This is a genomic window from Caballeronia ptereochthonis, assembly GCF_001545075.1.
GTDB classification, from domain to species: Bacteria; Pseudomonadota; Gammaproteobacteria; order Burkholderiales; family Burkholderiaceae; genus Caballeronia; species Caballeronia ptereochthonis.
In genome coordinates, this window is sequence record NZ_FCOB02000008.1 from 21,606 (window position 1) to 46,733 (window position 25,128).

The 25,128-nt window shown below is 64.6% G+C and carries 16 protein-coding genes; 7 read left to right on the plus strand and 9 right to left on the minus strand.

The genetic code is table 11. The annotated features are described in order from the left end of the window. Positions 1-377: 377 nt before the first annotated feature. Both AWB83_RS10115 and AWB83_RS10120 read left to right on the plus strand, forming a co-directional pair. Entirely contained in the window at positions 378-2,102 is a 1,725-nt protein-coding gene (locus AWB83_RS10115; RefSeq protein ID WP_244197658.1) for an autotransporter assembly complex protein TamA, read from the plus strand. Positions 2,103-2,139: 37 nt separating this feature from the next. Then, positions 2,140-6,264 carry a translocation/assembly module TamB domain-containing protein gene (locus AWB83_RS10120; protein WP_087044839.1) on the plus strand — a complete coding sequence of 1,375 codons (4,125 nt, stop codon included), beginning with the start codon at positions 2,140-2,142 and terminating at the stop codon, positions 6,262-6,264. A gap of 86 nt (positions 6,265-6,350) precedes the next feature. Here the strand turns inward: AWB83_RS10120 and metG are convergent, their stop codons facing one another. Beyond that, on the minus strand, positions 6,351-8,489 hold the full coding sequence (gene metG / locus AWB83_RS10125; RefSeq protein WP_087045176.1) for a methionine--tRNA ligase: 2,139 nt from the start codon (positions 8,487-8,489) through the stop codon (positions 6,351-6,353). Positions 8,490-9,096: 607 nt separating this feature from the next. After that, a complete protein-coding gene (locus tag AWB83_RS10130; protein ID WP_087044841.1) occupies positions 9,097-9,753 on the minus strand; it encodes a YiaD family glycine zipper/OmpA-like lipoprotein in 657 nt (218 codons plus the stop codon). 263 nt (positions 9,754-10,016) lie between these two features. Here AWB83_RS10130 and apbC point away from each other — a divergent pair, with 263 nt between their 5' ends. The 4 genes from apbC (at position 10,017) to AWB83_RS10150 (ending at position 14,884) form a co-directional block, all read left to right on the plus strand. Beyond that, positions 10,017-11,105: an iron-sulfur cluster carrier protein ApbC gene (apbC, locus tag AWB83_RS10135; protein WP_087044843.1), complete on the plus strand. Its 1,089-nt coding sequence runs from the start codon at positions 10,017-10,019 to the stop codon at positions 11,103-11,105. A 119-nt stretch (positions 11,106-11,224) separates the two neighbouring features. Then, positions 11,225-11,758: a superoxide dismutase family protein gene (locus AWB83_RS10140; protein WP_087045178.1), complete on the plus strand. Its 534-nt coding sequence runs from the start codon at positions 11,225-11,227 to the stop codon at positions 11,756-11,758. A 164-nt stretch (positions 11,759-11,922) separates the two neighbouring features. After that, entirely contained in the window at positions 11,923-12,492 is a 570-nt protein-coding gene (gene dcd, locus AWB83_RS10145; protein ID WP_087044845.1) for a dCTP deaminase, read from the plus strand. Positions 12,493-12,598: 106 nt separating this feature from the next. Beyond that, positions 12,599-14,884 carry an arginine/lysine/ornithine decarboxylase gene (locus AWB83_RS10150; RefSeq protein WP_087045179.1) on the plus strand — a complete coding sequence of 762 codons (2,286 nt, stop codon included), beginning with the start codon at positions 12,599-12,601 and terminating at the stop codon, positions 14,882-14,884. 76 nt (positions 14,885-14,960) lie between these two features. On the opposite strand, the gene gstA is transcribed toward AWB83_RS10150, so the two are convergent. The 6 genes from gstA to AWB83_RS10180 form a co-directional block, all read right to left on the minus strand. After that, positions 14,961-15,566, minus strand: coding sequence for a glutathione transferase GstA (gene gstA / locus AWB83_RS10155; RefSeq protein WP_087044847.1), 606 nt, complete (start codon positions 15,564-15,566; stop codon positions 14,961-14,963). A 144-nt stretch (positions 15,567-15,710) separates the two neighbouring features. Continuing rightward, positions 15,711-16,640, minus strand: a complete 930-nt coding sequence (locus tag AWB83_RS10160; RefSeq protein ID WP_087044849.1) for a bestrophin family protein — start codon at positions 16,638-16,640, stop codon at positions 15,711-15,713. A 154-nt stretch (positions 16,641-16,794) separates the two neighbouring features. Beyond that, positions 16,795-17,379: a DUF4276 family protein gene (locus AWB83_RS10165; protein ID WP_087044850.1), complete on the minus strand. Its 585-nt coding sequence runs from the start codon at positions 17,377-17,379 to the stop codon at positions 16,795-16,797. Next, positions 17,376-18,563 (minus strand): AAA family ATPase, encoded by a 1,188-nt coding sequence (locus AWB83_RS10170; protein WP_087044852.1) that lies wholly within the window; start codon positions 18,561-18,563, stop codon positions 17,376-17,378. Before AWB83_RS10170 ends, AWB83_RS10165 begins: the two co-directional genes overlap by 4 nt. A gap of 64 nt (positions 18,564-18,627) precedes the next feature. Continuing rightward, the gene (gene argH / locus AWB83_RS10175; protein WP_087044854.1) at positions 18,628-20,031 is read right to left on the minus strand and encodes an argininosuccinate lyase; all 1,404 of its coding nucleotides are present in this window, start codon (positions 20,029-20,031) and stop codon (positions 18,628-18,630) included. Positions 20,032-20,099: 68 nt separating this feature from the next. Continuing rightward, positions 20,100-20,912 carry a helix-turn-helix transcriptional regulator gene (locus AWB83_RS10180; protein ID WP_087044856.1) on the minus strand — a complete coding sequence of 271 codons (813 nt, stop codon included), beginning with the start codon at positions 20,910-20,912 and terminating at the stop codon, positions 20,100-20,102. Between the two features lie 140 nt (positions 20,913-21,052). Between AWB83_RS10180 and AWB83_RS10185 the strand changes: the two genes are divergently transcribed. Beyond that, positions 21,053-21,817, plus strand: coding sequence for a class I SAM-dependent methyltransferase (locus AWB83_RS10185; RefSeq protein WP_087044858.1), 765 nt, complete (start codon positions 21,053-21,055; stop codon positions 21,815-21,817). Between the two features lie 59 nt (positions 21,818-21,876). Here AWB83_RS10185 and ppc read toward each other — a convergent pair whose 3' ends face one another. After that, positions 21,877-24,945 (minus strand): phosphoenolpyruvate carboxylase, encoded by a 3,069-nt coding sequence (gene ppc / locus AWB83_RS10190; RefSeq protein WP_087044860.1) that lies wholly within the window; start codon positions 24,943-24,945, stop codon positions 21,877-21,879. Positions 24,946-25,128: the final 183 nt, after the last annotated feature.

Genomic DNA, 25,128 nt, shown 5'->3' on the forward strand with positions numbered 1-25,128 from the left:
CCTGTGCGCCGCAATTTTACCGCAAGCGTGCGGCACCCACGCATATCGGCGCGCGGGTGTTTCACTGGCCGGAAGGCGCACGCGCGTGCATCTTTCGCGGAACCGCGCGCCCGGCGAGCCGTCCAAAGGCGCACTTCCGGCGCGAGCCGGGACCGCGTTCCCTGAGGCGCGGGCCGTTTTTGCGATGTCGGCCCGCATCAGTGTGGTGAAATAGCGCCTGCGCTGCCTGCATCTGAGCCCGCACCGCGCCCGACGGCGCGACGGCTGCACGCATAAGCTTTCAATTCCAGTCATCCCGATGCCGGAGGTCACGTTTGGCGGGGCGTTCGTTAGATCCGCTGCGCGCGCTGCGCGTGAAGCCGCTTTGCCTGAGGCGCATGCCGGCCGTGCTTGCCGCGTTCATCGCGTTGGGCTTTGCCGCGCCCGCGCTCGCGAAGTACGACGTCGACATCGATGCGCCGCGCAGCGTGAAGAAGCTGCTCAAGGACAACCTCGACATCGCCCGTTTCGCCAAGCGCGACGACGTGAGCGACGACCAGTTCCAGTTCCTCGTCACCGCGACGCCCAAGGACGTGCGCGATCTCGCCGCCACCGAAGGCTATTTCTCGCCGGTCGTGCGCACGGACGTGACGACCGTCGACGACAAGCGCCGCGTCAAGGTGAGCGTCGATCCCGGCCCGCGCACCCGGGTCGCCTCGGTGCAGTTGCATTTCACGGGCGCGGTGACGACCGAGGACCGCGCGCAGGAGAACGCGGCGCGTTTCGCGTTTTCGATCAATGAAGGCGATCCGTTCACGCAGGGCGCCTGGAGCGGCGCGAAGAACGCGGCGCTGAGGGCGCTGCAGTCGAAGCGCTATCTCGGCGCGAAGATCGTGCGCTCGCAGGCGCGCATCAATCCGCGCGCGCATCTCGCCGATCTCTCGGTGACGTTCGACAGCGGGCCGACCTTCACGCTCGGCAAGCTCGACGTGAGCGGCACGAAGCGCTATCCGGCGTGGATCGTCGATCACGTGAATCCGATCCGGCCCGGCGAGGTGTATGACGTCGCGCGCATCAACGAGCTGCAGCGTCAGGTCCAGAACACGCCGTACTACGCGAGCGTCGCGATCGACGTCGACAACGACGTGAACAAGCCGGTCGAGACCCCGCTGCATCTGAAGGTGAGCGAGTACCCGTTCCACAGCATCCGCTATGGCGTCGGCTACGCGACCGACACCGGTTTTCACATTCAGGGCGCATACAGCTATCTCAACACGTTCGGCGCCGCGTATCCGTTCACCATTTCCGGCCGGCTGGACCAGACGCAGCAGTACGGCCGCGTGCAGCTGGCGATGCCGCCCGATTCCCACGGCTGGGTGAACGCCGTGTTCGGCTCGTACACGATCACCGACGTATCGAGCACGAAGATCTACAGCGCGCGCCTCGGCGTGCAGCGCTCGCGTTCGCGGCAGAACATCGACACGACGTACTCGCTCACCTTCTACGACGACCGCCTGACGCAGAACGAGCCGAACCCGTCGACGGCGCGCGCGCTCGTGCCCGCATGGAGCTGGGTGCGGCGCGACGTCGACGATCCGCTGTTTCCGCGCCGCGGCAACATCGTCCGCGCGGAGGCGGGATTTGCGGTGAAAGGCGCGATAACCGACCAAACGTTCGCGCGCCTCTATACCAACGCGCTGCAATATGTGCCGCTCGGCAAGAACGACCTGCTCGTGTTCCGCGCGGAGTTCGGCGGCGTATTCACGAGCGGGCCGTCCAGCGGCGTGCCGGCGTCGCTGCTGTTCCGCGCGGGCGGCGCGAACTCGGTGCGCGGTTATAGCTATCTGAGCATCGGCAACAATGTCGCCGGCTCGATCCTGCCAACCAAGTACATGGTGACGGGAAGCAGTGAATATCAGCACTGGTTCACGCACGACTGGGGCGGCGCGGTGTTCTTCGACATCGGCACCGCGACCGACACCTGGAGCGAGCGCGTGTTCCAGCCGGGCGTGGGCGTCGGCGCGCGCTGGCGCAGCCCGGTCGGGCCGGTCAACGTGGACGTGGCCTATGGGCTGAAGAACAAGAGCATCAAGCCGTATCTGACGCTCGGCATCGCGTTCTGATGGGCGTAAGAACGATGGTCAAGGATATTGAAACGGCATGACGGACCCGACGACGCAAGCGGACGCTGAAGCACCGCCGCCCGGCAACGCAGGCGGCGGCGACGGCGGCGCGGGAAAGACGCCGCCGCCGCGCAAGAGCGGCTGGCGGCGCCTCGCGCGCTGGATCGGCGCGCTCGTGCTCGTCGTCGTGCTGATCGTCGCGCTCGCATTGGGCACCGTCTTCTATGTGCTGACGACGGAGCGCGGCACGCGCTACGTCTGGGAAGCGGCGACTTCGCTCCTCAAGGGGCAACTCACCGGCAAGCTCGACGGCGGGGCGATCGCGACCGGCCTGCAGCTTCGCGACGTGCACTGGAAAGACGCCAAGGGCACGGACATCGCGGTCGACAGCGTCTCGGGCCGCTGGGCGCTCACGCGCGAGCCAATGCGCTTCACGATCGACTATCTGCATGTCGGAACCGTCGATGCGCGCATCCCGCCGTCGAACGAGCCGAGCAAGAAGACCGAGCTGCCGAAGGATCTGCGCATCCCGATCCAGCTCGCGATCCGCGATCTCTCCGTCGAGAAGCTGCGCCTGCATCAGGGCACGACGACGACCGAATTCTCGCGCCTGCTCTTCAATGGCCGAAGCGACGGCCAGCATCACGAAGCGACGGTCCAGCGCCTCGACACGCCGTTCGGCTCGGTGACGGCGTCCGCGAAGCTGGATGGCGGCGCGCGTCCGTTCCCGCTATCCGGCGACGCGGGCTATTCCGGCAAGCTCAACGGCGAAGCGGTGAACGTGAGCGCGCGGCTCTCCGGCTCGCTCGAAGATCTCGCCGCCGACGTCGATGCGAGCGGCATGAAGCTCAACGGAACGGCGCACGTCGAAGCGCTGCCGTTCGCCGACGTGCCGCTCAAGTCCGCGCTCGTCACCGTCGATCACGTGAATCCGCAGGCATTCAGCCCGGGCGCGCCCGAGGCCGATCTCGCCGTGCGCGCCGAGGTCAAACCTGTCGAAGGCGCCGACCCGAAGGCGTTCGTGGTGAGCGGGCCGGTGTCGATCGTCAACGCGAAGCCCGGCTCCGTCGACAAGAAGCTGCTGCCGCTGATCGATGCGCACGCCAACGTTCGCCTCGACGCCTCCGAGCAGAGCATTACGGATCTCACCGTGCGGCTCGTGAAGAACGCGACCGTGACGGGCGGCGGCTCGCTCGCGGGCGGCAAGGGCAAGTTCGACCTGAAGGTGGCGAAGCTCGATCTCAACGCGATCGAGCCGAGCCTGCGCCCGACGGATTTCGCCGGGCCGATCGGCATCGTGCTCGCGGGCGACACGCAGACGATCACCGCCGATCTCAACGACCCGAAAGCGGCGCTTCGCGCGCAGGCCAAAGTGAAGCTCGACCCGAAGCAAACCTCGCTCGACGACGTGAAGCTCACGGTCGGCAAGGGCCGCGTCGAGCTGAACGGCGCGCTCAGGAAGGACGCCAGTTCGAGCTACGACCTGAAGGCGAAACTCGTCGACTTCAATCCGCTTCTGCTGCAGCAGCAGTTGATCGCGCAGAAGCCCGCGCCGGCGAAGAAGGGCGCGGCCAAAAAGGCCGCCGCGCCGCCGCGCGTGATCGAAGCGCGCGTGAACGGCACGCTCGCGGCATCGGGCGCGCTCGCGCCGACGCTCACGACGAAGGCGACCTTCAGGCTCAACGACAGCATGTACGACAACCTGCCGCTGACGGGCGAGGGCACGGTGCAGGTCGCGGGAACGCGTCTTCTGCCGAGCAAGGCGGCGTTGTCGGTCGCGGGGAACAACGTCGACGTGAACGGCAGCTTCGGCGCGCCCGGCGACCGGCTGCGTTTTCGCGTCGATGCGCCCGCGCTCGAGCGGCTCGGCTTCGGCATCGCGGGCACGGCCAAGGCGGACGGCGATCTGACCGGCTCGATCGCGCATCCGAACGTCGCGGCGAACTATCAGGCCGATGGCGTGGTGTTCGGCGCGAACCGGCTGGGCCACGCGGAAGGCCGCGCCGATGTTCGCGACGGCTCGAACGGCGCGCTCGTCTTCACGCTGAAGGCGCGCGACGCGAGTGCGGAAGGCATCGAAGTCGCGAACCTCGATGCGAACCTGAACGGCACGCGCATGCATCACACGCTCGACGTGACCGCGACCGGCAAGGTGCGCGGCCAGCCGGTGAATCTCGCGCTCGGCGCTGCCGGCAAGTTCACCGACGCCGCCGACGGCCCGCATTGGGACGGCACGATCACGAAGCTCTCGAACAAGGGCACGCCTTCGCTCAACCTCGAATCGCCGCTCACGGTCAGCTACGGGCCGAAGCGCCTGGTGCTCGGCGCGACGCGGCTCGTCGCGGAAGGCGCGGCGCTGAACCTCAAGTCCTTCGCGATGGACAACGGCCGCCTCCAGTCGGCGGGCACGCTCACGAACCTGTCCGTGCCGCATCTGCTGGAAGTGCGCCAGGAACTGACGGGCGCCGAGCCGCCGATTCGCACCGATCTGGTTTTCGACGGCGACTGGGACTTCTCCCTCGGCGCGAGCGCGACGGGCCATGTCCAGATCAAGCGCCGCATTGGCGACGTGACGATCGACGGCACGCGCGGCGTCGCCGCGCTCGGCATCTCGGACGTCGCCGCGCGCGCGGACTTTTCCGGCGGCAATCGCCTGAACGCGTCGCTGCATGCGCAGGCGAGCCGCATCGGCGTGATCGATGCGAACGTGCACACGCCGCTCGTCAACCGCGAGGGCATGCTCACCATCGACGACAACGCGCCGCTCACCGGCGCCATCGACGCGAACATTCCCGAACTGCGCACGACGGGCGGGCTGCTCGGCGCGAACTATCTGCTCGGCGGGAAGATCGCGCTCAAGCTCGTGATCGCGGGCATCGTCGCGAAGCCGAATCTGTCGGGCTCGCTCACCGGCGACGGCATTTCCGCGACGGTCGTCGATCAGGGCGTGCAGCTGAAGGACGGCGTCATCCGCATCGCGCTGTCGGAAAATCTCGTCGATTTCCAGCGCGTCGAGTTCCACGGCGCGAGCGGCACGCTGCGCGCAACCGGCAAGGTGCGGCTCGATCAGGAGCAGCCCGATCTGACGGCGAGCATCATCGCGGACAAGCTGGAGCTGTTCGCGTCGCCCGACCGAGAACTGATGCTCTCGGGCAGCGCGAGCATCGCGAACGCGGGGCTGCAGGGCGGCATGGCGATCGACGGCAAGTTCACCGTCGATCATGCGCTCATCGATTTGCCGGAATCCTCCGCGCCGGCTCTCGGCGACGATGTCGTGATCGAGCGCCCCGACGGCACGATCAAGGGCGACAACCAGCAGATCACGGCCGCGACCGGGAAGCCGGTCGGGCCGTTCACGCCGCGCGCGAACATCGACATCAATCTCGGCCAGCGTTTCCGCTTCAAGGGCGCGGGCGCGGATCTCGGCCTCGCGGGCACCATCACGGCGACGAGCGCGCCGAACATGCCGCTGCGGGCGGTCGGCAACGTGCGCGTGACGCCGGGTTCGACCTACACGGCGTTCGGCCGCAAGCTCAGTATCGAGAACGGCTTCTTCACGTTCAATGGGCCGGTGGCGAATCCGGGCATCAACATTCTCGCGATGCGCCGCAATCAGGAAATCGAGGCGGGCGTGCAGGTGACGGGCACGGTGCAGGCGCCGGTCGCAAGGCTGATCTCCGAGCCGAACGTGCCCGACAACGAAAAGCTCTCGTGGCTGCTGTTCGGTCACGGCACGGATCAGGGCAACAACGTCGGCCAGCAGAGTGCGATGACGAGCGCGCTCGCGCTACTCGGGAGCACCAGCGGCAAGCGTATCGCGCAGACCTTCGGGCTCGACGAATTCACGATCGGCTCGAGCGAGGTCGGCCTGACCGATCCGCAAGTGGTGATGCTCTCGAAGGCGATCAACGAGCGGCTCGTGCTCGGCTACGAACAGGGGCTGCAATCGGCGAGCAATGCGGTCAAGGCGACGCTGAACCTGTCGCGGTTCTGGGCCGTGACGGCGTACGGCGGGACGTATCAGGGCGTCGATCTTTCGTATACGCGGCGGTTCAATTCGTGGGCGAGGCTGTGGTCGTCGTCTTCCTCTTCGGCATCGTCGGCTGCGTCGGCTTCGGAGTCCTCGGCCGCTTCTTCGGCTGCCGCGGAATTGCCGGACTAGGGCGCGCCGGCACGCGACCAAAAAGTAAAAAGGGCACGCGAATCGCCCGCGTGCCCTTTTGTATTCCAGCTGCGCTTTGATGCTTCCTACTTCACGCGCATCCCCGGCTTCGCACCGCTATGCGGCTCCAGAACGTAGAGGCCCGGTTCGGCCTTCTCGTCGGCTGCGGAGGCGGCGAGCACCATCCCCTCCGACATGCCGAACTTCATCTTGCGCGGCGCGAGGTTAGCGACCATCACCGTCAGCTTGCCGATCAGATCCTGCGGCTGATACGCCGACTTGATGCCCGAGAAGACGTTGCGCGTCTTTTCCTCGCCGACATCGAGGGTCAGTTGCAGCAGCTTGTCGGATCCTTCGACCACCTTGCAGTCGACGATCTTCGCGACGCGCAGATCGACCTTCGCGAAGTCGTCGATGGAGATGACGCCCGACTCTTCCTGCTTCGCGTCCTGTCTGGCCTCCTTCTTCGCCGCGGTCTTCGACGCGGCAACGGGCGCCGCCTCCGCGCCCGGCTGCAGCGATTCGCGGTTGGCCGCGAGGAGCGCCTCGATCTGCTTCGGGTCGACGCGCGTCGTCAGATGCTTGTACGCGTTGACCGGATTGGCCGACGACAGCGGCTTCGCGGCATCGGCCCAGACGAGCGGCGCGATGCCGAGGAACGATTCCACCGACTCGACGAGCTTCGGCAACACCGGCTTCAGCGCGAGCGACAACAGGCGGAAGGCCTCCAGGCTCACGCTGCACGTCTCGTGCAACGCGACCGCGTTCGCCGGATCCTTCGCCTGCTCCCATGGCTTGGAGGTATCGACGTAGGCGTTCACGGCGTCGGCGAGCTCCATCGTCGTGCGCAGCGCGCGGCCGTACTCGCGCGCCTCGTAGAAGCCGGCGATCTGCGGCACGGTCGCGCGCAACTGCTCCAGCAGCGGATGATTCATCGCGCTGTCCTGCACGCGGCCGTCGAAGCGCTTGATCAGGAAACCGGCCGCGCGGCTCGCGATGTTCACGTACTTGCCGACGAGATCGCTGTTTACGCGCGCCTGGAAGTCCTCGAGACTGAGGTCGATGTCTTCCATCGTGCTGTTGAGCTTCGCCGCGAAGTAGTAGCGCAGCCACTCGGGGTTCAGGCCCGTGTCGATCACGCTCTGCGCGGTGATGAACGTGCCGCGCGACTTCGACATCTTCGCGCCGTCCACCGTCAGGAAGCCGTGCGCGAATACGTTGGTCGGCGTGCGATGGCCGGAGAATTCGAGCATCGCCGGCCAGAACAGCGTGTGGAAGTACAGAATGTCCTTGCCGATGAAGTGATACTGCTCGGCCGCGGCACCAGGCTTCACCCAGGCGGCGAAATCGAGACCGATGCGGTCCGCGAGATTCTTGAAGCTCGCGTAGTAGCCGACCGGCGCATCGACCCAGACATAGAAATACTTGCCCGGCGCACCCGGAATCTCGAAGCCGAAGTAGGGCGCATCGCGCGAGATGTCCCAGTCGGCCAGCTTGGCTTCGCCCTTGTCGCCGAGCCATTCGCGCATCTTGTTGGTGGCTTCGGGCTGCGCGAGGCCGCTCACCCAGCTGCGCAGGAATTCCTCGCAGCGCGGATCGGACAGGCGGAAGAAATAGTGCGTCGAGGTCTTGCGGATGGGCGTCGCGCCCGAGACGACCGAGTACGGATTGATCAGCTCGGTCGGCTGATAGGTCGAGCCGCAGACTTCGCAATTGTCGCCGTATTGATCCTTCGCGCCGCACTTCGGGCACTGACCCTTGATGAAGCGGTCCGGCAGGAACATTTCCTTGACCGGATCGTAGGCTTGCTCGATGTCGCGCGCGTCGATCAGGCCGGCCTGCTGGAGCGCGGTGTAGATCGAGTTGCAGAGGACGCGGTTTTCCTCGGCATCGGTCGAGTAGTAATTGTCGAACGAGATGCCGAAGCTGTCGAAGTCGCGTTTGTGCTCCTGCCAGACGCGCTCGATCAATGCCTTGGGCGTGATGCCTTCCTTCTCGGCGCGCAGCATGACCGGCGTGCCGTGGGTGTCGTCCGCGCCGACGTAGTAGACCTCGTGGCCATGCATTCGCAGCGTCCGAACCCAGATATCCGTCTGAATGTACTCGACCATGTGGCCGATATGAATCTGACCGTTCGCGTACGGCAACGCGGACGTGACGAGGATCTGGCGGCGGCCGCCTTCATTGGCTGAAGCGGCAGGCGCGGCGGTGGCAGTGGCGGAAATCGGTGCTGACATAAAGGCGCGGCCCGGAGGAAATGCTTGAGGTTGGTGAAAAAAGCGGAATTTCGATTTTAGCAGGGTGGGGGAGGAGCCCGGGCGGTGCGTGGGATTGGGTTCGAGGAGGGCCAAAGGCGCGCACCGGATCGACTGCATTCCCGCAACGGAAAAATACAACAATAAGCTGCCTTTCTTTGCTGGCGAGAGACAACGCTGATGTTGTATTTGGCCCTTCGGTCGGCGGTAGAGGGAATAGAAATGCAGCGAGTTCGGGCGGTAGCTGCGCCAGCGGGCGCCGAATTCGTTCCCGCAAAGAGGACCGCAAAAATCAGGAAACAACTCGGATTAGAGCGTGTGAAAACCTCGGTGGCATGAGCCCGGCCGGCGTGCTCACGATTCGAGCGCCCAAAAAAAACCGGGGCTCAAACCGGCCCCGGAGCAACAACGACAAGAGGAGAATGGCAGGCGATGGCTTTGCCATCCACCTACCGTAGAGACAGACAGCCGCCTCGCGCCCAAGTTTCAAATTTTTTTCAGGCAGGCGCACGCGCCTGGCCGGACCCGCTCCACGCCGCCCTTGCAGCGGCGTATTCCTCTTTTTAAATCAATCGCTTTACTGAACCTGACCCGGTTGCGCTGTCGCGCGCAGGTAGATCTCCACGCGGCGATTCTGCGCGCGGCCCGCTTCCGTCGAGTTGTCGGCGATCGGCTGGTTCTGGCCCATGCCCTGCGCCGACAGACGCTGCGCCGGGACGCCGTGCGTCGAGATGTACGAAGCGACGCTCTGTGCGCGGTTCTGCGAAAGCGTCTGGTTGTAGGCCGGCTGGCCGGTGTTATCCGTATGGCCGACGACGTTCGCGATCAGCTCCGGATGCTGCTGCATCGTCTGCGTAACGGAATTCAGCACCGGATCGAACGAAGGCTTGATCGCGTAGCTGTTCGTGTCGAACGAGATCGAATTCGGGATGTTCACCTTGAGCGAGCCGTCCTGCTGCTCGGTCACCTGCGTACCGGTGCCCTTCGAGTCGCCCGAAATCTTGTTGCGGATCGCCTGCCAGTTGTAGCCGGTGATGCCGCCCACGGCGGCGCCCGTTGCGGCGCCGATCGCCGCGCCCTTGCCGCCGCCGAAAATGGCGCCGATGCCCGCGCCGGTCGCAGCGCCGACGCCGGTGCCGACCGCCGTGTTGGTGCCCTGCTGCGAGGCGCAGCCGGCGACGAGCGCGCCTGCCACGGCGAACACGGACAGACGGGTCAAGAATTTGGTATTCATCTTCGATCTCCTTGGAATCGACAAGCGGTTCGGCGAGAGGCGCCGACAGTGCGAAAGGGTCTTCGGACGGGCTTCCGGGCGAGCCTCTACAATAGCCAAAGAGGCGGCCGGCTGCCCGATGCGATGCGTCCCCGGAAACATTTGCAGCGGGATAGTGCAGCGTGCGCGGGCCGCGCGCAATGGCGTTAACAATTCCTTTCAAATTCGTCAGTTTGTTGCAGCGCGCCAATGGCGCATAGCAATAACCGTTCCTTGGAGTTTCAATGAGTATTGACCGCGCGAAGATCGACATCGCACTCGCCACACTGGCCGATCCGAACACCAGCCGCAAGTTCGTCGATACCAAGAGCATCCGCAACGTGGCCGTGGAGGGCGCGAACGTGGCGGTGGGCGTGGTGCTCGGCTATCCGGCGAAATCGCAGTTCGAATCGATCCGCGAAATGGTGGCAGGCGCGCTGCGTCAGGTGCCCGGCGTCGCGAACGTGGCGGTGGACGTTTCGTCGCAGGTCGTCGCCCACACGGTGCAGCGCGGCGTGAAGCTGCTGCCGAACGTCAAGAACATCATCGCGGTGGCGTCGGGCAAGGGCGGCGTCGGCAAGAGCACGACCGCGGTGAACCTCGCGCTCGCGCTGGCGGCCGAGGGCGCGTCGGTCGGCATGCTCGACGCGGACATCTACGGCCCCTCGCTGCCGATGATGCTCGGCATCGCCGGCCGCCCGGAATCGCCCGACAATCAGACGATGAACCCGCTCACGGGCCACGGCATTCAGGCGAACTCGATCGGCTTTCTGATCGAGCAGGACAACCCGATGGTCTGGCGCGGCCCGATGGTCACCTCGGCGCTCGAGCAGTTGCTGCGGCAGACCAACTGGCGCGACCTCGACTATCTCGTCGTCGACATGCCGCCGGGCACGGGCGACATCCAGCTCACGCTCGCGCAGAAGGTGCCGGTGACGGGCGCGGTGATCGTCACGACGCCGCAGGACATCGCGCTGCTCGACGCGAAGAAGGGCCTCAAGATGTTCGAGAAGGTCGGCATTCCGATTCTCGGCATCGTCGAGAACATGAGCACGCATGTCTGCTCGAACTGCGGCCACGAGGAGCACATCTTCGGCGCGGGCGGCGGCGAGCGCATGGCCAAGGAATACGGCGTCGAGATTCTCGGCCAGCTGCCGCTCGATATCGCCATCCGCGAGCGCACCGACGCGGGCCAGCCGACCGTCGTGTCGCAGCCGCAGAGCCGCATTGCCGAAACGTATCGCGCGATCGCGCGCCGCGTGGCGATTTCGATCGCCGAGCGTCAGCGCGACATGAGCTCGAAGTTCCCGAGCATCGTCGTGCAGAACACCTGATTTCGAGCAGTGGATCGAATCTCCACGAGCCTTGTGCGATGCGGCTCGCGGTATCATGTCGCCTTCGATGCGCGGCAGCGTGGACGCACTGGGCGTCGGCGGGCCGCCGAGAGGATCGCATGAGAAACAGATTCGACGGAAGGGCGCTGCGCGCCTTGATCGCGACGGCCGCCTGCAGCGTCATGCTGAGCGGCTGCGGCCTCATCTTCCAGAATCACGAAAAACGCGCGGACGCGGTGCTTCAGCCGACGCCCGGCAACGCCACGCGCGGCACCATCACGCTGATCGAGCGCGCGGACGGCGTGCAGGTTTCCTACAGCCTCACCGACATGCCGCCGAACAGCGATCACGCGCTGACCGTGCACGAGCGCGGCGACTGCATCTCCGTCAACGATCCGGAAGCGAGCCCGGTGTTCGCTCTGCCCCCGGAGCGCAGAACGGCGAGCGCGCGGTCCGAGGGCGAGCTCGGCAACATTCACGCGGACGCCACCGGCTCCGCCACGGGCTTCATCGTCGCCACCGACGTGTCGCTCGACGGCGTGCGCTCGGTCATTTCGCGCGCGATCGTACTGCACCGCGAGGCGCTGGATCCGTACGCGAGCGCGCCGCACAACGTGGGTCCGGCGCTCGCTTGCGGCGTGATTCGCCGCTAGACGCGAAAGCCGTATTCGGCGCGCCCGGCGCGCCGCGTCAATCGCGTAAAATACGCGCTTTCGTTTGGCTCGGGCGGCCGGAAACACCGCCGAAGGCCATGCTCCGTTTCACCGCAGGCGGCGGTCGCGAGACTGAAAGCCTTCACCGTTGAGTAGCGTCCCCTATGAGCATCAAGTCCGACAAGTGGATTCGCCGCATGGCCGAAGAGCACCGAATGATCGAGCCGTTCGTGCGCGATCAGGTGCGCGTGTCCGAGGACGGCCGCAGGATCGTGAGCTACGGCACGTCGAGCTACGGCTACGACATCCGCGTCGCCGACGAATTCAAGATTTTCACCAACATCAACTCCACGATCGTCGATCCGAAAGCCTTCGACGAGAAATCGTTCGTCGACTTCAAGGGCGATGTCTGCATCATTCCGCCGAATTCCTTCGCGCTCGCGCGAACGGTGGAGTATTTCCGCATTCCGCGCTCCTGCCTGACCGTGTGCCTCGGCAAGTCGACGTACGCGCGCTGCGGGATCATCGTCAACGTGACGCCGTTCGAGCCGGAATGGGAAGGCTACGTGACGCTCGAATTCTCGAATACGACACCTTTGCCTGCCAAAATCTACGCGAACGAGGGCGTTGCCCAAGTCTTGTTCTTCGAAAGCGATGAAATGTGCGAGACGTCGTACGCGGATCGCGGCGGGAAGTATCAGGGGCAGCACGGCGTGACGCTGCCGAAGACCTGATAATCGCCGCACTTTCAGAAACGTACACGGCAAACGCTTGTCGAAAGACCGCTGGCATCGAGTTCGGGACTCGGCGCAGCGGTCGTTCCATTTGGAGATTCGCCTCATGAAGTTCCGCTTCCCCGTCGTCATCATCGACGAAGATTTTCGCTCCGAGAACATCTCGGGTTCCGGCATCCGGGCGCTTGCCGAGGCGATCGAGAAAGAAGGCGCCGAAGTGCTCGGCCTCACGAGCTACGGCGATCTCGCGGCGTTCGCGCAGCAGTCGAGCCGGGCGTCGTGCTTCATCCTGTCGATCGATGACGAAGAGCTGCTGCCTTACGCGGAAAACGTCGTCGTGGAAGGCGACACGCCGGAGCTCGCGTCGGCGATCGTCGCGCTGCGCGCGTTCATCAACGCGGTGCGCCGCCGCAACGTCGATATCCCGATCTTCCTGTACGGCGAAACGCGCACCTCACGCCATCTGCCGAACGACATCCTGCGCGAGTTGCACGGCTTCATCCACATGTTCGAGGACACGCCGGAGTTCGTCGCGCGGCACATCATCCGCGAGGCGAAGGTTTATCTCGATTCGCTCGCGCCGCCGTTCTTCAAGGAGCTGGTGCAGTACGCGGAGGAGGGCTCGTATTCCTGGCACTGCCCCGGGCACTCGGGCGGCGTCGCGTTCCTGAAGAACCCGCTCGGGCAGATGTTCCACCAGTTCTTCGGCGAGAACATGCTGCGCGCGGACGTCTGCAACGCGGTCGACGAGCTCGGCCAGCTGCTCGATCACACGGGTCCGGTTGCCGCTTCGGAACGTAACGCGGCGCGCATCTTCAGCGCGGATCATCTCTTTTTCGTGACCAACGGCACGTCGACGTCGAACAAGATCGTGTGGCACGCGACCGTCGCGCCTGGCGACATCGTGCTCGTCGACCGCAACTGCCACAAGTCGATCCTGCACGCGATCACGATGACGGGCGCAATTCCCGTGTTCCTCACGCCGACGCGCAACCACTTCGGCATCATCGGGCCGATTCCGCGCGACGAGTTCAAGCCGGAGAACATTCGCAAGAAGATCGAGGCGAATCCGTTCGCGCGCGAGGCGCTCGCGAAGAACCCGAGGATCAAGCCGCGCATCCTGACGATCACGCAGAGCACGTATGACGGCGTGATCTACAACGTCGAGATGATCAAGGATCTGCTCGGCGACCTGCTCGATACGCTGCACTTCGACGAAGCCTGGCTGCCGCACGCCGAGTTCCATTCGTTCTATCAGGACATGCACGCGATCGGCGCGGGCCGTCCGCGCACGGGCGCGCTCGTGTTCGCGACGCACTCCACGCACAAGCTGCTCGCCGGCATTTCCCAGGCGTCGCAGATTCTCGTGCAGGACAGCGAAAACAGCACGTTCGACCGCCATCGCTTCAACGAGGCGTATCTGATGCATACGTCGACGAGCCCGCAATACGCGATCATCGCGTCGTGCGACGTGGCCGCCGCGATGATGGAGCCGCCGGGCGGCACGGCGCTCGTGGAGGAATCGATTGCCGAAGCGCTCGATTTCCGCCGCGCGATGCGCAAGGTCGACGCCGAGTACGGCGACGACTGGTTCTTCAAGGTCTGGGGCCCGGACGCGCTGGCGGAGGAAGGCATCGGCGACCGCGAGGACTGGATGCTGAAGCCCAACGACCGCTGGCACGGCTTCGGCGCGCTCGCGGAAGGCTTCAACATGCTCGACCCGATCAAGGCGACGATCATCACGCCGGGACTCGACGTGGACGGCGAATTCGGCGAGACCGGCATTCCGGCCGCGATCGTGACGAAGTATCTGGCGGAGCACGGCATCATCGTGGAGAAGACGGGCTTGTACTCGTTCTTCATCATGTTCACGATCGGCATCACCAAGGGCCGCTGGAACTCGATGGTCACCGAGCTCCAGCAGTTCAAGGACGACTACGACAACAACCAGCCGCTGTGGCGCGTGCTGCCGGAGTTCGTCGCGCAGCATCCGTCGTATGAGCGCATCGGTCTGCGCGATCTGTGCGAGCAGATCCACAGCGTCTATCGCGCGAACGACATCGCGCGGCTGACGACCGAGATGTATCTGTCGAGCATGGAGCCGGCGATGAAACCGTCCGAAGCGTTCGCGAAGCTCGCGCACCGCGAGATCGACCGCGTGCCCATCGACGAGCTCGAAGGCCGCGTGACGAGCATCCTGCTCACGCCGTATCCGCCGGGCATTCCGTTGCTGATTCCTGGCGAGCGTTTCAATCGCACGATCGTCGATTACCTGCGTTTCGCGCGCGAGTTCAACGAGCGCTTCCCGGGCTTCCATACGGATATCCACGGGCTCGTGGGCGAGATGATCAACGGGCGCATCGAGTATTTCGTCGATTGCGTGCGCGACTGATGTTCGCTTGAGTTGCTGCAAAGACAAACGGCCCTTCGAAAGGGCCGTTTGTCGTTTCAGGCGTTACCGATCGTTTTCAGATCAGCCCTTCCGCCCTCATCGCCGCCTGCACACCGGGACGCGCGCCCACGCGAGCCTGATACGCGACCAGCGCCGGCCACTTGCCGAGGTCCAGATCGATGTGCTGCGCCCAGCCGAGCACGGTGAAGAGGTAGGCGTCGCCGATGCTGAATTCGTCGCCGAGCAGGAATTGCCTGTCGTCGAGATGCTGCGCCGTGTAGGCGAGGCGGCGCTCGAGATTGGCCAGCGCGGCCGCTTTCCAGTCGCTGCTCGCGGCCGGATTGAAGAACGGCGAAAAGTTCTTGTGCAGCTCCGTGCCGATGAACGTGAGCCAGCCCTGCAGGCGATAGCGCGCCATCGCGTCGGCGAGCGGTGCGAGGTGCCGGGCAGGAACCTGATCGGCGACGTACTGCATGATCGCCGGGCCTTCGGTGAGCAGCTCGCCGCTGTCGAGCAGCAGGGCGGGCACGTAGCCCTTCGCGTTGATCCTGGTGAAGTCCGCGCCGCCGGCGGTGATCTTGGTCTTGAGGTCGACAGCCTCGATTTCGTAAGCCAGCCCGGATTCTTCCAGAGCGATGTGGGAAGCGAGAGAGCAGGCGCCTGCCTTGTAGAACAGTTTCAAAACATTTCCTCCAGGATGAGTGTGCGGAATTATGAACGAGCGCAGGCCCGCGCGGCATTCGCCGTCGTGAAACTATGTGTGTCGCTCGGTGAAAGATCGGGCTTGGCGCGCCACTGCTGCCGGACGGCAAGCGACTGGCGGACGTCAGTCGAGAATGAAGTCGCGCGACGGCGCGAACGGCTTGGGCGCGTGGGCAAAATCGGGATCCGCCGCCATGTCGTGCAATGCGACTTCGATCGTCTCGCACATCGCGTTTAGCGCGAGATCGTTCTCCTCGAGGCCGAACGGATCCTCGATCTGCGCGGCGATCGCTTCCAGCGACATGAACGCATACGCCACGAGCAGCGCAAAGAGCGGCGTGAGCAGGCCCGCGCCATCGACGAGCCCGAAAGGCAGCAACATGCAGAAGAGATAGACCGTGCGGTGGATCATCACCGAATAGGAGAACGGCAGCGGCGTGGTCGCGATGCGCTCGCAGCCGCCGATCACATCGGACAGCGAATTCAGATTGTGTTCGATCGCGAGCAGCGCAAAGCCATCGATGGCGCCTTCGCGCTTGCGCTCGGCGGCCCATTCACCGAGCCAGAGCAGGATCAGCGCGGGTGGGAACTTCGCGGCGGCCACGCGTGCGTGCAGCTCGGGCGGCAGGCGCGGGGAGAGATCGGCGAGCGCATCGGTGCCGCGCAACTGATGACGCAGCGCGTGCGCCAGCGCGCCCAGGGCGGCGAGAAAGCGGCGGGTTTGAGCGGGGTCGCGCGGATCGGGCAGTGACAGCGCCTGGCGTCCGAGCGAGCGCGCCGTAATGACGAGCGTGCCCCACAGCCTGCGGCCTTCCCACCAGCGCTCGTAGCTCGCGCCGTTGCGAAAACCCAGAAACACCGCAAGCGCGATGCCCACGAGCGCGAACGGCGGCGTGCCGAGCCCGATCGGATACGTGCGCATATGGTCGTGCATGAAGATCGCCACCACCGAAAGCGCGAAGATCAGTCCGAGGCGCGGCAGCAGTTGCGGCAGCACGGAGCCTCGCCACACGAACAGCAGCCGGAACCAGTTGAGCTTGGGGCGAATGATCATGACGGGACGCGGCGATTACATGCAGCGCACTCTGAGATCGGAGCAATATGGTTGCCACACCTGCTTTGACCGCGGTTGCTCCTTCGTACGTTGAAGCGATGCGATTGATCGTGAGCTGGCATCGCCCCCATCGTCCCTTCCTGATGTTTCGTTTTCACGTATTCGCTTGCTCTGCGACTACACGAGCGACGCCTTCGATGAATGCTGCGTAGCTTCGAGACTTGTTCGACCCGTGTTCGACGTTCAGATTAGGCGCGATTAGCCGAGCGCCTGCCAACTTCTGATAGGAAGGAATCAACGATTTCAATTCGATGGATGGCTTGTTCCAAGAATCGGGCTCGGCGAAGCGCTTCGCATGGCGAGGCACGTTGAATTTTTGGTTCGGGTAAGCACGACGGAGCGCTTCCATGTCACCAAGATACCAGCTTTCAAGTTCTTGGCAGACCAAGCGAATCAAGGTTTCAGGCCTCTTGGCTTTTCGGCATTGTTCCAATAGCCGACCCTTCAGCGCAAGGCAGTCGGCGTTATCATTGTCTCGGACAACGACGAAACGAACGTTTGGTTCGCGCCACGCTAACAATTTGCGCGAAATGCTTCGATCAAGGTCGGTCTTGCCCTCATGAGGTACACATTGAAAGTGTTCGTGGCGCACCCAGCCGGGAACCAAGCGAGGTAGAAGCTGATCGAGGAGGGTCGCCATTGATGGTTCTTCGACAAGAAAGATAATGCGGCCACTCACCGATTGACCCCTTCGAACAAACCTTGTTTCCAAAGATACCCAGGCAGATCACCATGTTCGAAAAGCGATCGTAGATTCTGTGAATCGCTCGCTCTGGAAATGCTAGAGAAGCCTTTTTCCTTTCTTAGGCAGTAGATTTCGTCGAGACTCAATGCATTGAGGAAGTCCGGAGAGTGCGTGGAAATGAAGACTTGACCTCCACGACGCGCATAGTCACGAAACTCCTCTGCGAGTTCAGGTAGCAGTTCTGGATAAAGCTGATTCTCAGGTTCTTCAACCGCAAGCAACGGGTACGGTTGCGGATCATGCAAGAGCACGAGATACGCGAACATCTTGATAGTGCCATCGGACACATATCGTGCAATGAAGGGGTCCTTGAAGCTGCCATCTTGGAATCTAAGTACGAGCCGCCCATCTTCAGTAGGTTTAGCTTCGACGACAGATACGCCCGGGACCCGACGCTGCATTGCATTCAACACTTTATCGAAAGCGTCGCGATGATTCTCAAAGAGGTAGTTCGCAACTAATGGAAGATTATCTCCGCGCGTGGAAAGATGTTCCGCAAAACCATCCTCTTGGCTTGGGCGCGCCTCGGAAACATGGAAATCCGAAATGTGCCAATTTTCGATCATCGTGCGAAAAGCACTTGCGGCCTTAAAACGGTCGAACTGGCCCAGACCTTTGATCGCGAGGATATCCGGCGCATCAAGTTCTTGTTCCTCTCGAGTAAGAAGTTCGTCAGCCTTCGAAAAATCTTCCTCATTCGTGATTGCGTAGCCCTTTCCGTAGTTGAAATCAAGGAAACGGAAAGGCGCACCAAAACTTCCACGCTTGTATCGTAAAACCTCGCGGGCGACTATCGGGCGGCCGCTCTGATCTGGCTCGATCTTCAGGAGATAAGTGACCAAGCGTTCACGCCCCGTGATCTCCAGGCGAAATTGCAAAGTGAATTCGATCGGCTCGTTCGCATGTCCGCGGCTGGCCAGTTCTTTGAAACCACCGCGTTTCGAGACAGCCTTTCCGACGTTCATCGATAATGCATCTTTCAAAAACGAAAAGACGTCGAAGAGAGTCGACTTACCTGTTCCGTTTGCGCCAACGAGGACGCAGAGGCGAGGTATATCCGTCAGTTTTGCGTCCCGGAAGAGCCGGAAATTTTTTATCTCGATGGATTCGATTTGCATAGTGTCACCTTGGAATCATGCATATATCATGAACCCCCGACTCGTCCGAAGGCGGGTTGCATAATCAAAGCGCCGCGCGCGCCGCCTTCGCCGCCGCGCGCACCTGATCCGGGGCGGTGCCGCCCGGATGATTGCGGCTCGCGACCGAACCTTCGAGCGTCAGATACTCGAACACGTCCTCGCCGATGAGATGCGCCACGTTCGGCAATTCCTTGCGCATTTCTTCCAGCGAAAGGTCCGCGATATCGCATTCGCGATCCACGCAGATGCGCACCGCGTGCGCGACCGCTTCGTGTGCGTCGCGGAAGGGCAGGCCGCGCTTCACGAGGTAGTCCGCGAGATCGGTCGCGGTCGAGAAGCCTTGGAGCGCCGCCGCGCGCATCGCCTGCGGCTTGACGGTGATGCCCGCCGCCATTTCCGCGAAGATGCGCAGCGTGTCGACGACCGTATCGACGGTATCGAACAGCGGTTCCTTGTCTTCCTGATTGTCCTTGTTGTAGGCGAGCGGCTGGCCTTTCATCAGCGTGAGCAGCGCCATCAGATGGCCGTTCACGCGGCCGGTCTTGCCGCGCGCGAGTTCGGGCACGTCCGGGTTCTTCTTCTGCGGCATGATCGACGAGCCGGTGCAGAAGCGGTCCGCCAGATCGATGAAGCCGACGCGCGGGCTCATCCACAGCACGAGCTCCTCGGAGAAGCGCGACACGTGCGTCATGATGAGCGCGGCCGCCGCAGTGAATTCGATCGCGAAATCGCGGTCGGACACGGCATCGAGCGAATTCGCGCAGATGCCGTCGAAGCCGAGCGTCGCAGCGACCGCGTGACGGTCGATCGGATAGCTCGTGCCCGCGAGCGCCGCGGCGCCCAGCGGCAGGCGGTTCACCCGCGTGCGGCAATCGCGCATGCGCTCGGCGTCGCGCGCGAACATTTCGACGTAGGCGAGCAGGTGATGCCCGAACGTCACCGGCTGCGCGACCTGCAGGTGCGTGAAGCCGGGCATGATGGTGTCGGCGTGCTTCTCGGCCATGTCGATGAGCGCGGCGCGCAGGTCCTTCAGCAAGTCGCCGATGCGGTCGATCTCGCCGCGCAGCCACAGACGGATGTCGGTCGCGACCTGATCGTTGCGCGAGCGGCCGGTGTGCAGGCGCTTGCCGGCATCGCCGATCAGCGCGGTCAGACGCGCCTCGATGTTCAGGTGCACGTCTTCCAGATCCAGCTTCCACTCGAACTCGCCGCGCTCGATTTCGCCCTTGATCTGCGCCATGCCGCGTTCGATCGCGGCGAGGTCGTCGGCGCCGATGATCTTCTGCGCCGCGAGCATCGACGCATGCGCGAGCGAGCCCTGAATGTCGACGAGGGCGAGCCGCTTGTCGAAGAACACCGACGACGTATAGCGTTTGACGAGCTCCGACATCGGCTCGGAGAAGCGAGCCGACCAGGCTTCGCCTTTTTTGTGGAGTTGGGACGTCATGGTGATGTGAATGGCGGTTGAGGCGGCCCGTTCTGCAAGCCGGAAGTCGACGATTTTAACATTTGGCGCTATGCGCTCCCCACGAGTATCACCAGTTTCAGATCCTCGCGATGCGCCGGCTTGAACGTGATCTGATTGAACACGATACGCCCGCGCGCCGGATGATTGAACGCGCGCTCGCCGCCTTCACGCTCGAACACGTCCTGCGAGGCCCAGTAGCGCGCGAATGCATCGCTCGCGGCGCTCAGATCGTCGATCAGCGCGCGCGTCGGCGGATCGTTCAGATGGCGGATCGAATCGGCGCGAAACTCGGCGGCGAGCCGCCGCGCGCGCGTCTCCCAGTCGACGATCAGCTCCCGCGCCGCCGGCGACGTGAAGGTGTAGGTCAGCAGATTGCGGTCGTGCGCGCCGTCGAGCCAGCCGACGAACAGCTCGGCCGCGTGCCCGTTCCAGCGCAGCGCGTTCCATTGGCGGTCGAGCACGTAGGCGGGCGCGCCGATCAGGCCGACCGTCTGGAGCAGCGCGGCGGGCGCGTCCTGGCTCGCGGGGTCCGGCTCGGCGGGATCGCGCTGGGCGGCGAGCTCGAACAGATACGCGCGTTCGGCGCGCGAAAGCTGCAGGGCGACGGCGATGCGCGCGAGCGCATCGGCGGACGCGGACACGGGGCGGCCCTGCTCGATCCACGTGTACCAGGTCGGACTCACGCCGCACAACTGGGCGACTTCTTCGCGGCGCAGGCCCGGCGTGCGGCGGCGCGGGCCGGGCGCGAGGCCGACCGCCTGAGGCGACAGGCGCTCGCGATGCGCGCGGATGAATTCGCCGAGCGCATGCGCGGGCGTCTCGGCGAGAGGTTCTGCGGGGGTTTTTTCTAAGGCGCTCATGAAGCTTGGACCCTTCGACCGGCCGCGGGCGCTGTCGACATGGTGGTTTAGATACCAGAATAATCTGTCAGCTTGTACTGGTACAAAGCGGGCTCTATTGTAGCGGCAGACCATCCCCACGACGAACTCCGGAGTCCACGATGAAACACCACGACCAGGTCGCCGATGCATTCGGCAGCACCGCCGCCGCCTATCTCACGAGCCAGGTTCACGCGAGCGGTGCGGATCTGCAGAATCTCGCCGCGACCTTCGCGGCCACGTGCGGCAGCGCGAGCGTGCTCGACATGGGCTGCGGCGCCGGCCACGCGAGTTTCGCGATCGCACCGCACGTGCGCGAGGTCGTGGCTTACGACATCGCGCCTCAGATGCTCGCGACGGTCGAAGCCGCCGCGAAGGAGCGCGGCCTGACCACGATCCGCACGCAGCAGGGCGCGGCCGAAACGCTGCCGTTCGCCGACGCGACGTTCAACTGGGCCGTGAGCCGCATGAGCGCGCATCACTGGCGCGACGTTCCGGCCGCCCTGAAGGAAGTGCATCGCGTCCTGAAGCCTGGCGGGCGGCTGAAATTCATCGATATCGCGGGCATCGACGATCCGCTCTACGACACGCACATCCAGGCGATCGAGCTGCTGCGCGACGCCTCGCACATTCGCGACTACCGCGCCGACGAATGGATCGCGATGCTCGACGCCGCAGGCTTCGACGCACAGGTGACGGAGCGCTGGCGCATTCCGCTCGAGTTCGAGTCGTGGGTGACGCGGATGCGCACGCCGCCCGAGCGCGTGACGGCCATCCGCTCGATGTGGAACGGCGCGCCCGACGAAGTGCGCCAGTATTTCGGCGTGAAGGACGATTGCTCCTTCGAGCTCGATGCAATGATGATCGAGGCGAAGCGCCGGGACTAAAAAAACGGCGTCGCGCCGGGAAGGCAGCGACGCCGCGTTTCACTGCGCGTGCAGGCGCGTCAGCCGGTGTTGCGCAAGCCCGCCGCGATCCCGTTGATCGTCAGGTGAATCCCGCGCCGCAGCCGCACGTTCTGATCGCCCGCGCGGTGACGCTTGAGCAGTTCCACCTGCAAGTGGTTGAGCGGATCGAGATACGGGAAGCGGTTCTTGATCGAGCGCGCGAGCAAAGGGTTGTCCGCGAGACGCTCGTTCCTGCCGGTGAGCTCGGCGAGCGCGTCGCAGGTGCGCTGGTGTTCCGCGACGATACGGTCGAAGACGTGCTTTCTCAGCTTCTTGTCGGTGACGAGCTGCGCATAGCGCGATGCAACCGCTAGATCGGTCTTCGCGAGCACCATGTCCATGTTCGACAGCAGGTTCTTGAAGAACGGCCACGTCTTGTGCATCTTGCGCAGCGTGGCCAAGCGCTTCGCGCGTTCTTCATCCGAGCCCGCGTGGTCGAGATAGGCCGACACCGCGCTGCCGAAGCCGTACCAGCCGGTGAGCAGCAGGCGGCATTGCCCCCACGAGAAGCCCCACGGAATCGCACGCAGGTCTTCGATCTTGCGCTGCTTCGGATCCTGCAGCTTGCGTGACGCCGGGCGGCTGCCGATGTTCAGCTCCGCGATCTCCGCGATCGGCGTCGAAGAGAAGAAGTAATCGGTGAAGCCGGGCGTCTCGTAGACGAGCGCGCGGTACGCGGCCATCGCGGCGTCCGACAGCGTCTGCATCACCTCTTCGAATTGCGGCAATTGCGCGGGCGCGTTTTCGTGCGGCAGCAGCGAGGCCTCCAGCGTCGCCGCGACCACCGTCTCCAGATTGCGCCGGCCGATTTCCGGATTGCCGAACTTGCTCGCGATCACTTCGCCCTGCTCGGTCAGGCGAATCTGTCCGTCGACGGTGCCCGGCGGCTGCGACAGGATCGCCTGATAGGTCGGGCCGCCGCCGCGTCCGACCGTGCCGCCGCGGCCGTGGAAGAGCCGCAGTGTCGTGCCGCGCTCCTTGAAGAGCGCGACGAGCGCCAGTTCCGCGCGATAAAGCTCCCAGTTCGACGTGAGAAAGCCGCCGTCCTTGTTGCTGTCCGAATAGCCGAGCATCACTTCCTGTTCGTTGCCCTGATTCGCGATGAGCTTGTCGATGCCCGGCAGCGCGAAGAACTCGCCCATGATGACGGGCGCATTGCGCAGGTCGGCGATGGTCTCGAACAGCGGAATCACCATGAGGCCGTCGCGCGCCGGATCGTCCTTGCTGCCGACGCAGCCTTGCAGCACGCCCGTTTCCTTCTGCAGCAGCATCACTTCGAGCAGATCGCTGACGGTTTCCGTGTGCGAGATGATGTAGTTGCGCACCGCGCGCGCGCCGAACTTCTGGCGGGTTTCGCGCGCGGCTTCGAGCACGCCGAGTTCGCTTTTCGCGAGATCGGAATACTCGGCGTACGGCAGGCGCAGCGGACGCGGCTGGGCCAGTTCCTTGAGCAGCACCTCACGCTTCTGTTCTTCGGAAAGCGATGCGTAATCGGCCACCACGCCCGCGCGCGCGAGCAATTCGGCGACGACCGCTTCGTGGATGTCCGAGCTCTGCCGCAAGTCGATGCTCGCGAGATGGAAGCCAAAGACTTCGGACGCGCGCGCGAGCGGCGACAGACGCAGGATCGACATCGACGCGCCATGATGCTCGGTGAGCGAGTCGATCAGCACGTGAAGATCGCGCGTGAACTCGGCGGCATCGGCGTAGGGCGTCGCGCGAATGGGCGCCGCGCCGCGCCCCGCGCTGCGCACCGCGACCGCGCCTTCGCCGAGGCGCACGCGCGCGCTCGCCGCAAGCCGCGTGTAGATGCCGATGAGCGCGCGCCGATAAGGCTCGTCGGTGCGATGCGGCGACTGGTCAGGCGATGCATCGGCGAGCGCCTTCAGCGCATCGCTCGATCCCGCGAGCAGATTCGACACGGACAGCTCCGCGCCGAGCATGTGAACCTGTTCCAGATAGTGCTCGAAGATCACGGTCGCCTGCCGCGTGATGGCGGTCTCGAGCGTCTGCGCCGTGACGTTCGGATTGCCGTCGCGGTCGCCGCCGATCCAGCTTCCCATCTGGAAGAACGGCGGCAGGCGCACGGGCAGGCCGTGCTCGCCGAGGGCGGTTTCGATGTCGGCGTAGAGCGCGGGAATCTCTTCGAGGAAGGTCGCGCGATAGTAGGACAGCGCGTTCTCGATTTCATCGGCGACGGTCAGGCGCGCGTCGCGCAGCATGCGCGTCTGCCAGAGCGAGGTGACGCGCGCGCGCAGCACCGCCGCGTTGTGGGCGCGCTCGCGCGCGGTCAGTTCCTGGTCGCGCTCGGCGAGCAGGCGCGCGATGTCGTGCTGCGCGTCGAGAATGCTCTTGCGCGACACTTCGGTCGGGTGCGCGGTGAGGACCGGAACGATCAGCGCGTCGCCGAAGAATTTCTCCAGCAGCTTGCGCGTCGCGCTGACGTTCTTCTGCTCCCGCATGCGCTCGATCGCATAGGCGATCGTGCCCGGCTGCGAGCCGGAGCCCGCGAGCGCGTGAATGCGGCGGCGCCGATTGTGATGCCGGTCCTCGGCGATGTTCGCGAGATGCGAGAAATAGCTGAACGCGCGCACGACGGAGACCGTCTGTTCCGGCGACAGGGCGCGCAGGCGTTTCTCGAGGGTCTGCGCGGCCTCCCTGTCGTCCTCGCGGCGGAATTTCACGGCCGACTGACGAATGGCTTCGACCACGTCGAACACGGCGTCGCCTTCCTGCTCGCGCAGCACTTCGCCGAGCAGGCGGCCGAGGAAGCGGATGTCCTCGAAGAGCGGGCGGTCCTTGTCGTCGCGGGTGCGGCTCGACGGCTTCGCGCGCGCCGCGCCGTTCGGACGCGGTGCGGCTTTGGCCCGGGTCGCGGCGGGCTTCACCGCGGCCTTGACGCCGGGTGCGGCGGGCCTCGCCTTCGGCGCGGCGGCCGCTTTCGATGCCTTCGCGGCCGTGGCGGCCTTCGTGACGATGGGCGACGACGCCGCGGCGGACGCGTCGGAGGAAGACTCGGGCAATGCGGCGTTGCGGCGCGCGGAGCGTGCCGATCCAGAAGACGTCACGTTGGGTTCCTCTCAGAAGCTGCGAAGCCAAAGACACATCGACGTGACGCGGCGACTTCGGAAAGCGCCGCATCCTGCAGGAAACCGCCGGCCGTGGTGAACGGCCGTGCGTCAAACCGGCGACAGCATGCCGCGCCGTTCCTCGCGCCCGGAAGCGTTCATCGGGCACGATGCGGCTGTTGC

Bases quoted from the DNA above. Each gene is read 5' to 3' on its own strand.
- AWB83_RS10130 (WP_087044841.1), bottom strand. From the start codon at position 9,753: ATGAATACCAAATTCTTGACCCGTCTGTCCGTGTTCGCCGTGGCAGGC.
- AWB83_RS10170 (WP_087044852.1), bottom strand. From the start codon at position 18,563: ATGCAAATCGAATCCATCGAGATAAAAAATTTCCGGCTCTTCCGGGAC.
- AWB83_RS10120 (WP_087044839.1), top strand. From the start codon at position 2,140: ATGACGGACCCGACGACGCAAGCGGACGCTGAAGCACCGCCGCCCGGC.
- AWB83_RS10150 (WP_087045179.1), top strand. From the start codon at position 12,599: ATGAAGTTCCGCTTCCCCGTCGTCATCATCGACGAAGATTTTCGCTCC.
- dcd (WP_087044845.1), top strand. From the start codon at position 11,923: ATGAGCATCAAGTCCGACAAGTGGATTCGCCGCATGGCCGAAGAGCAC.
- AWB83_RS10160 (WP_087044849.1), bottom strand. From the start codon at position 16,640: ATGATCATTCGCCCCAAGCTCAACTGGTTCCGGCTGCTGTTCGTGTGG.
- argH (WP_087044854.1), bottom strand. From the start codon at position 20,031: ATGACGTCCCAACTCCACAAAAAAGGCGAAGCCTGGTCGGCTCGCTTC.
- apbC (WP_087044843.1), top strand. From the start codon at position 10,017: ATGAGTATTGACCGCGCGAAGATCGACATCGCACTCGCCACACTGGCC.
- AWB83_RS10180 (WP_087044856.1), bottom strand. From the start codon at position 20,912: ATGAGCGCCTTAGAAAAAACCCCCGCAGAACCTCTCGCCGAGACGCCC.
- AWB83_RS10115 (WP_244197658.1), top strand. From the start codon at position 378: ATGCCGGCCGTGCTTGCCGCGTTCATCGCGTTGGGCTTTGCCGCGCCC.
- AWB83_RS10185 (WP_087044858.1), top strand. From the start codon at position 21,053: ATGAAACACCACGACCAGGTCGCCGATGCATTCGGCAGCACCGCCGCC.
- AWB83_RS10140 (WP_087045178.1), top strand. From the start codon at position 11,225: ATGAGAAACAGATTCGACGGAAGGGCGCTGCGCGCCTTGATCGCGACG.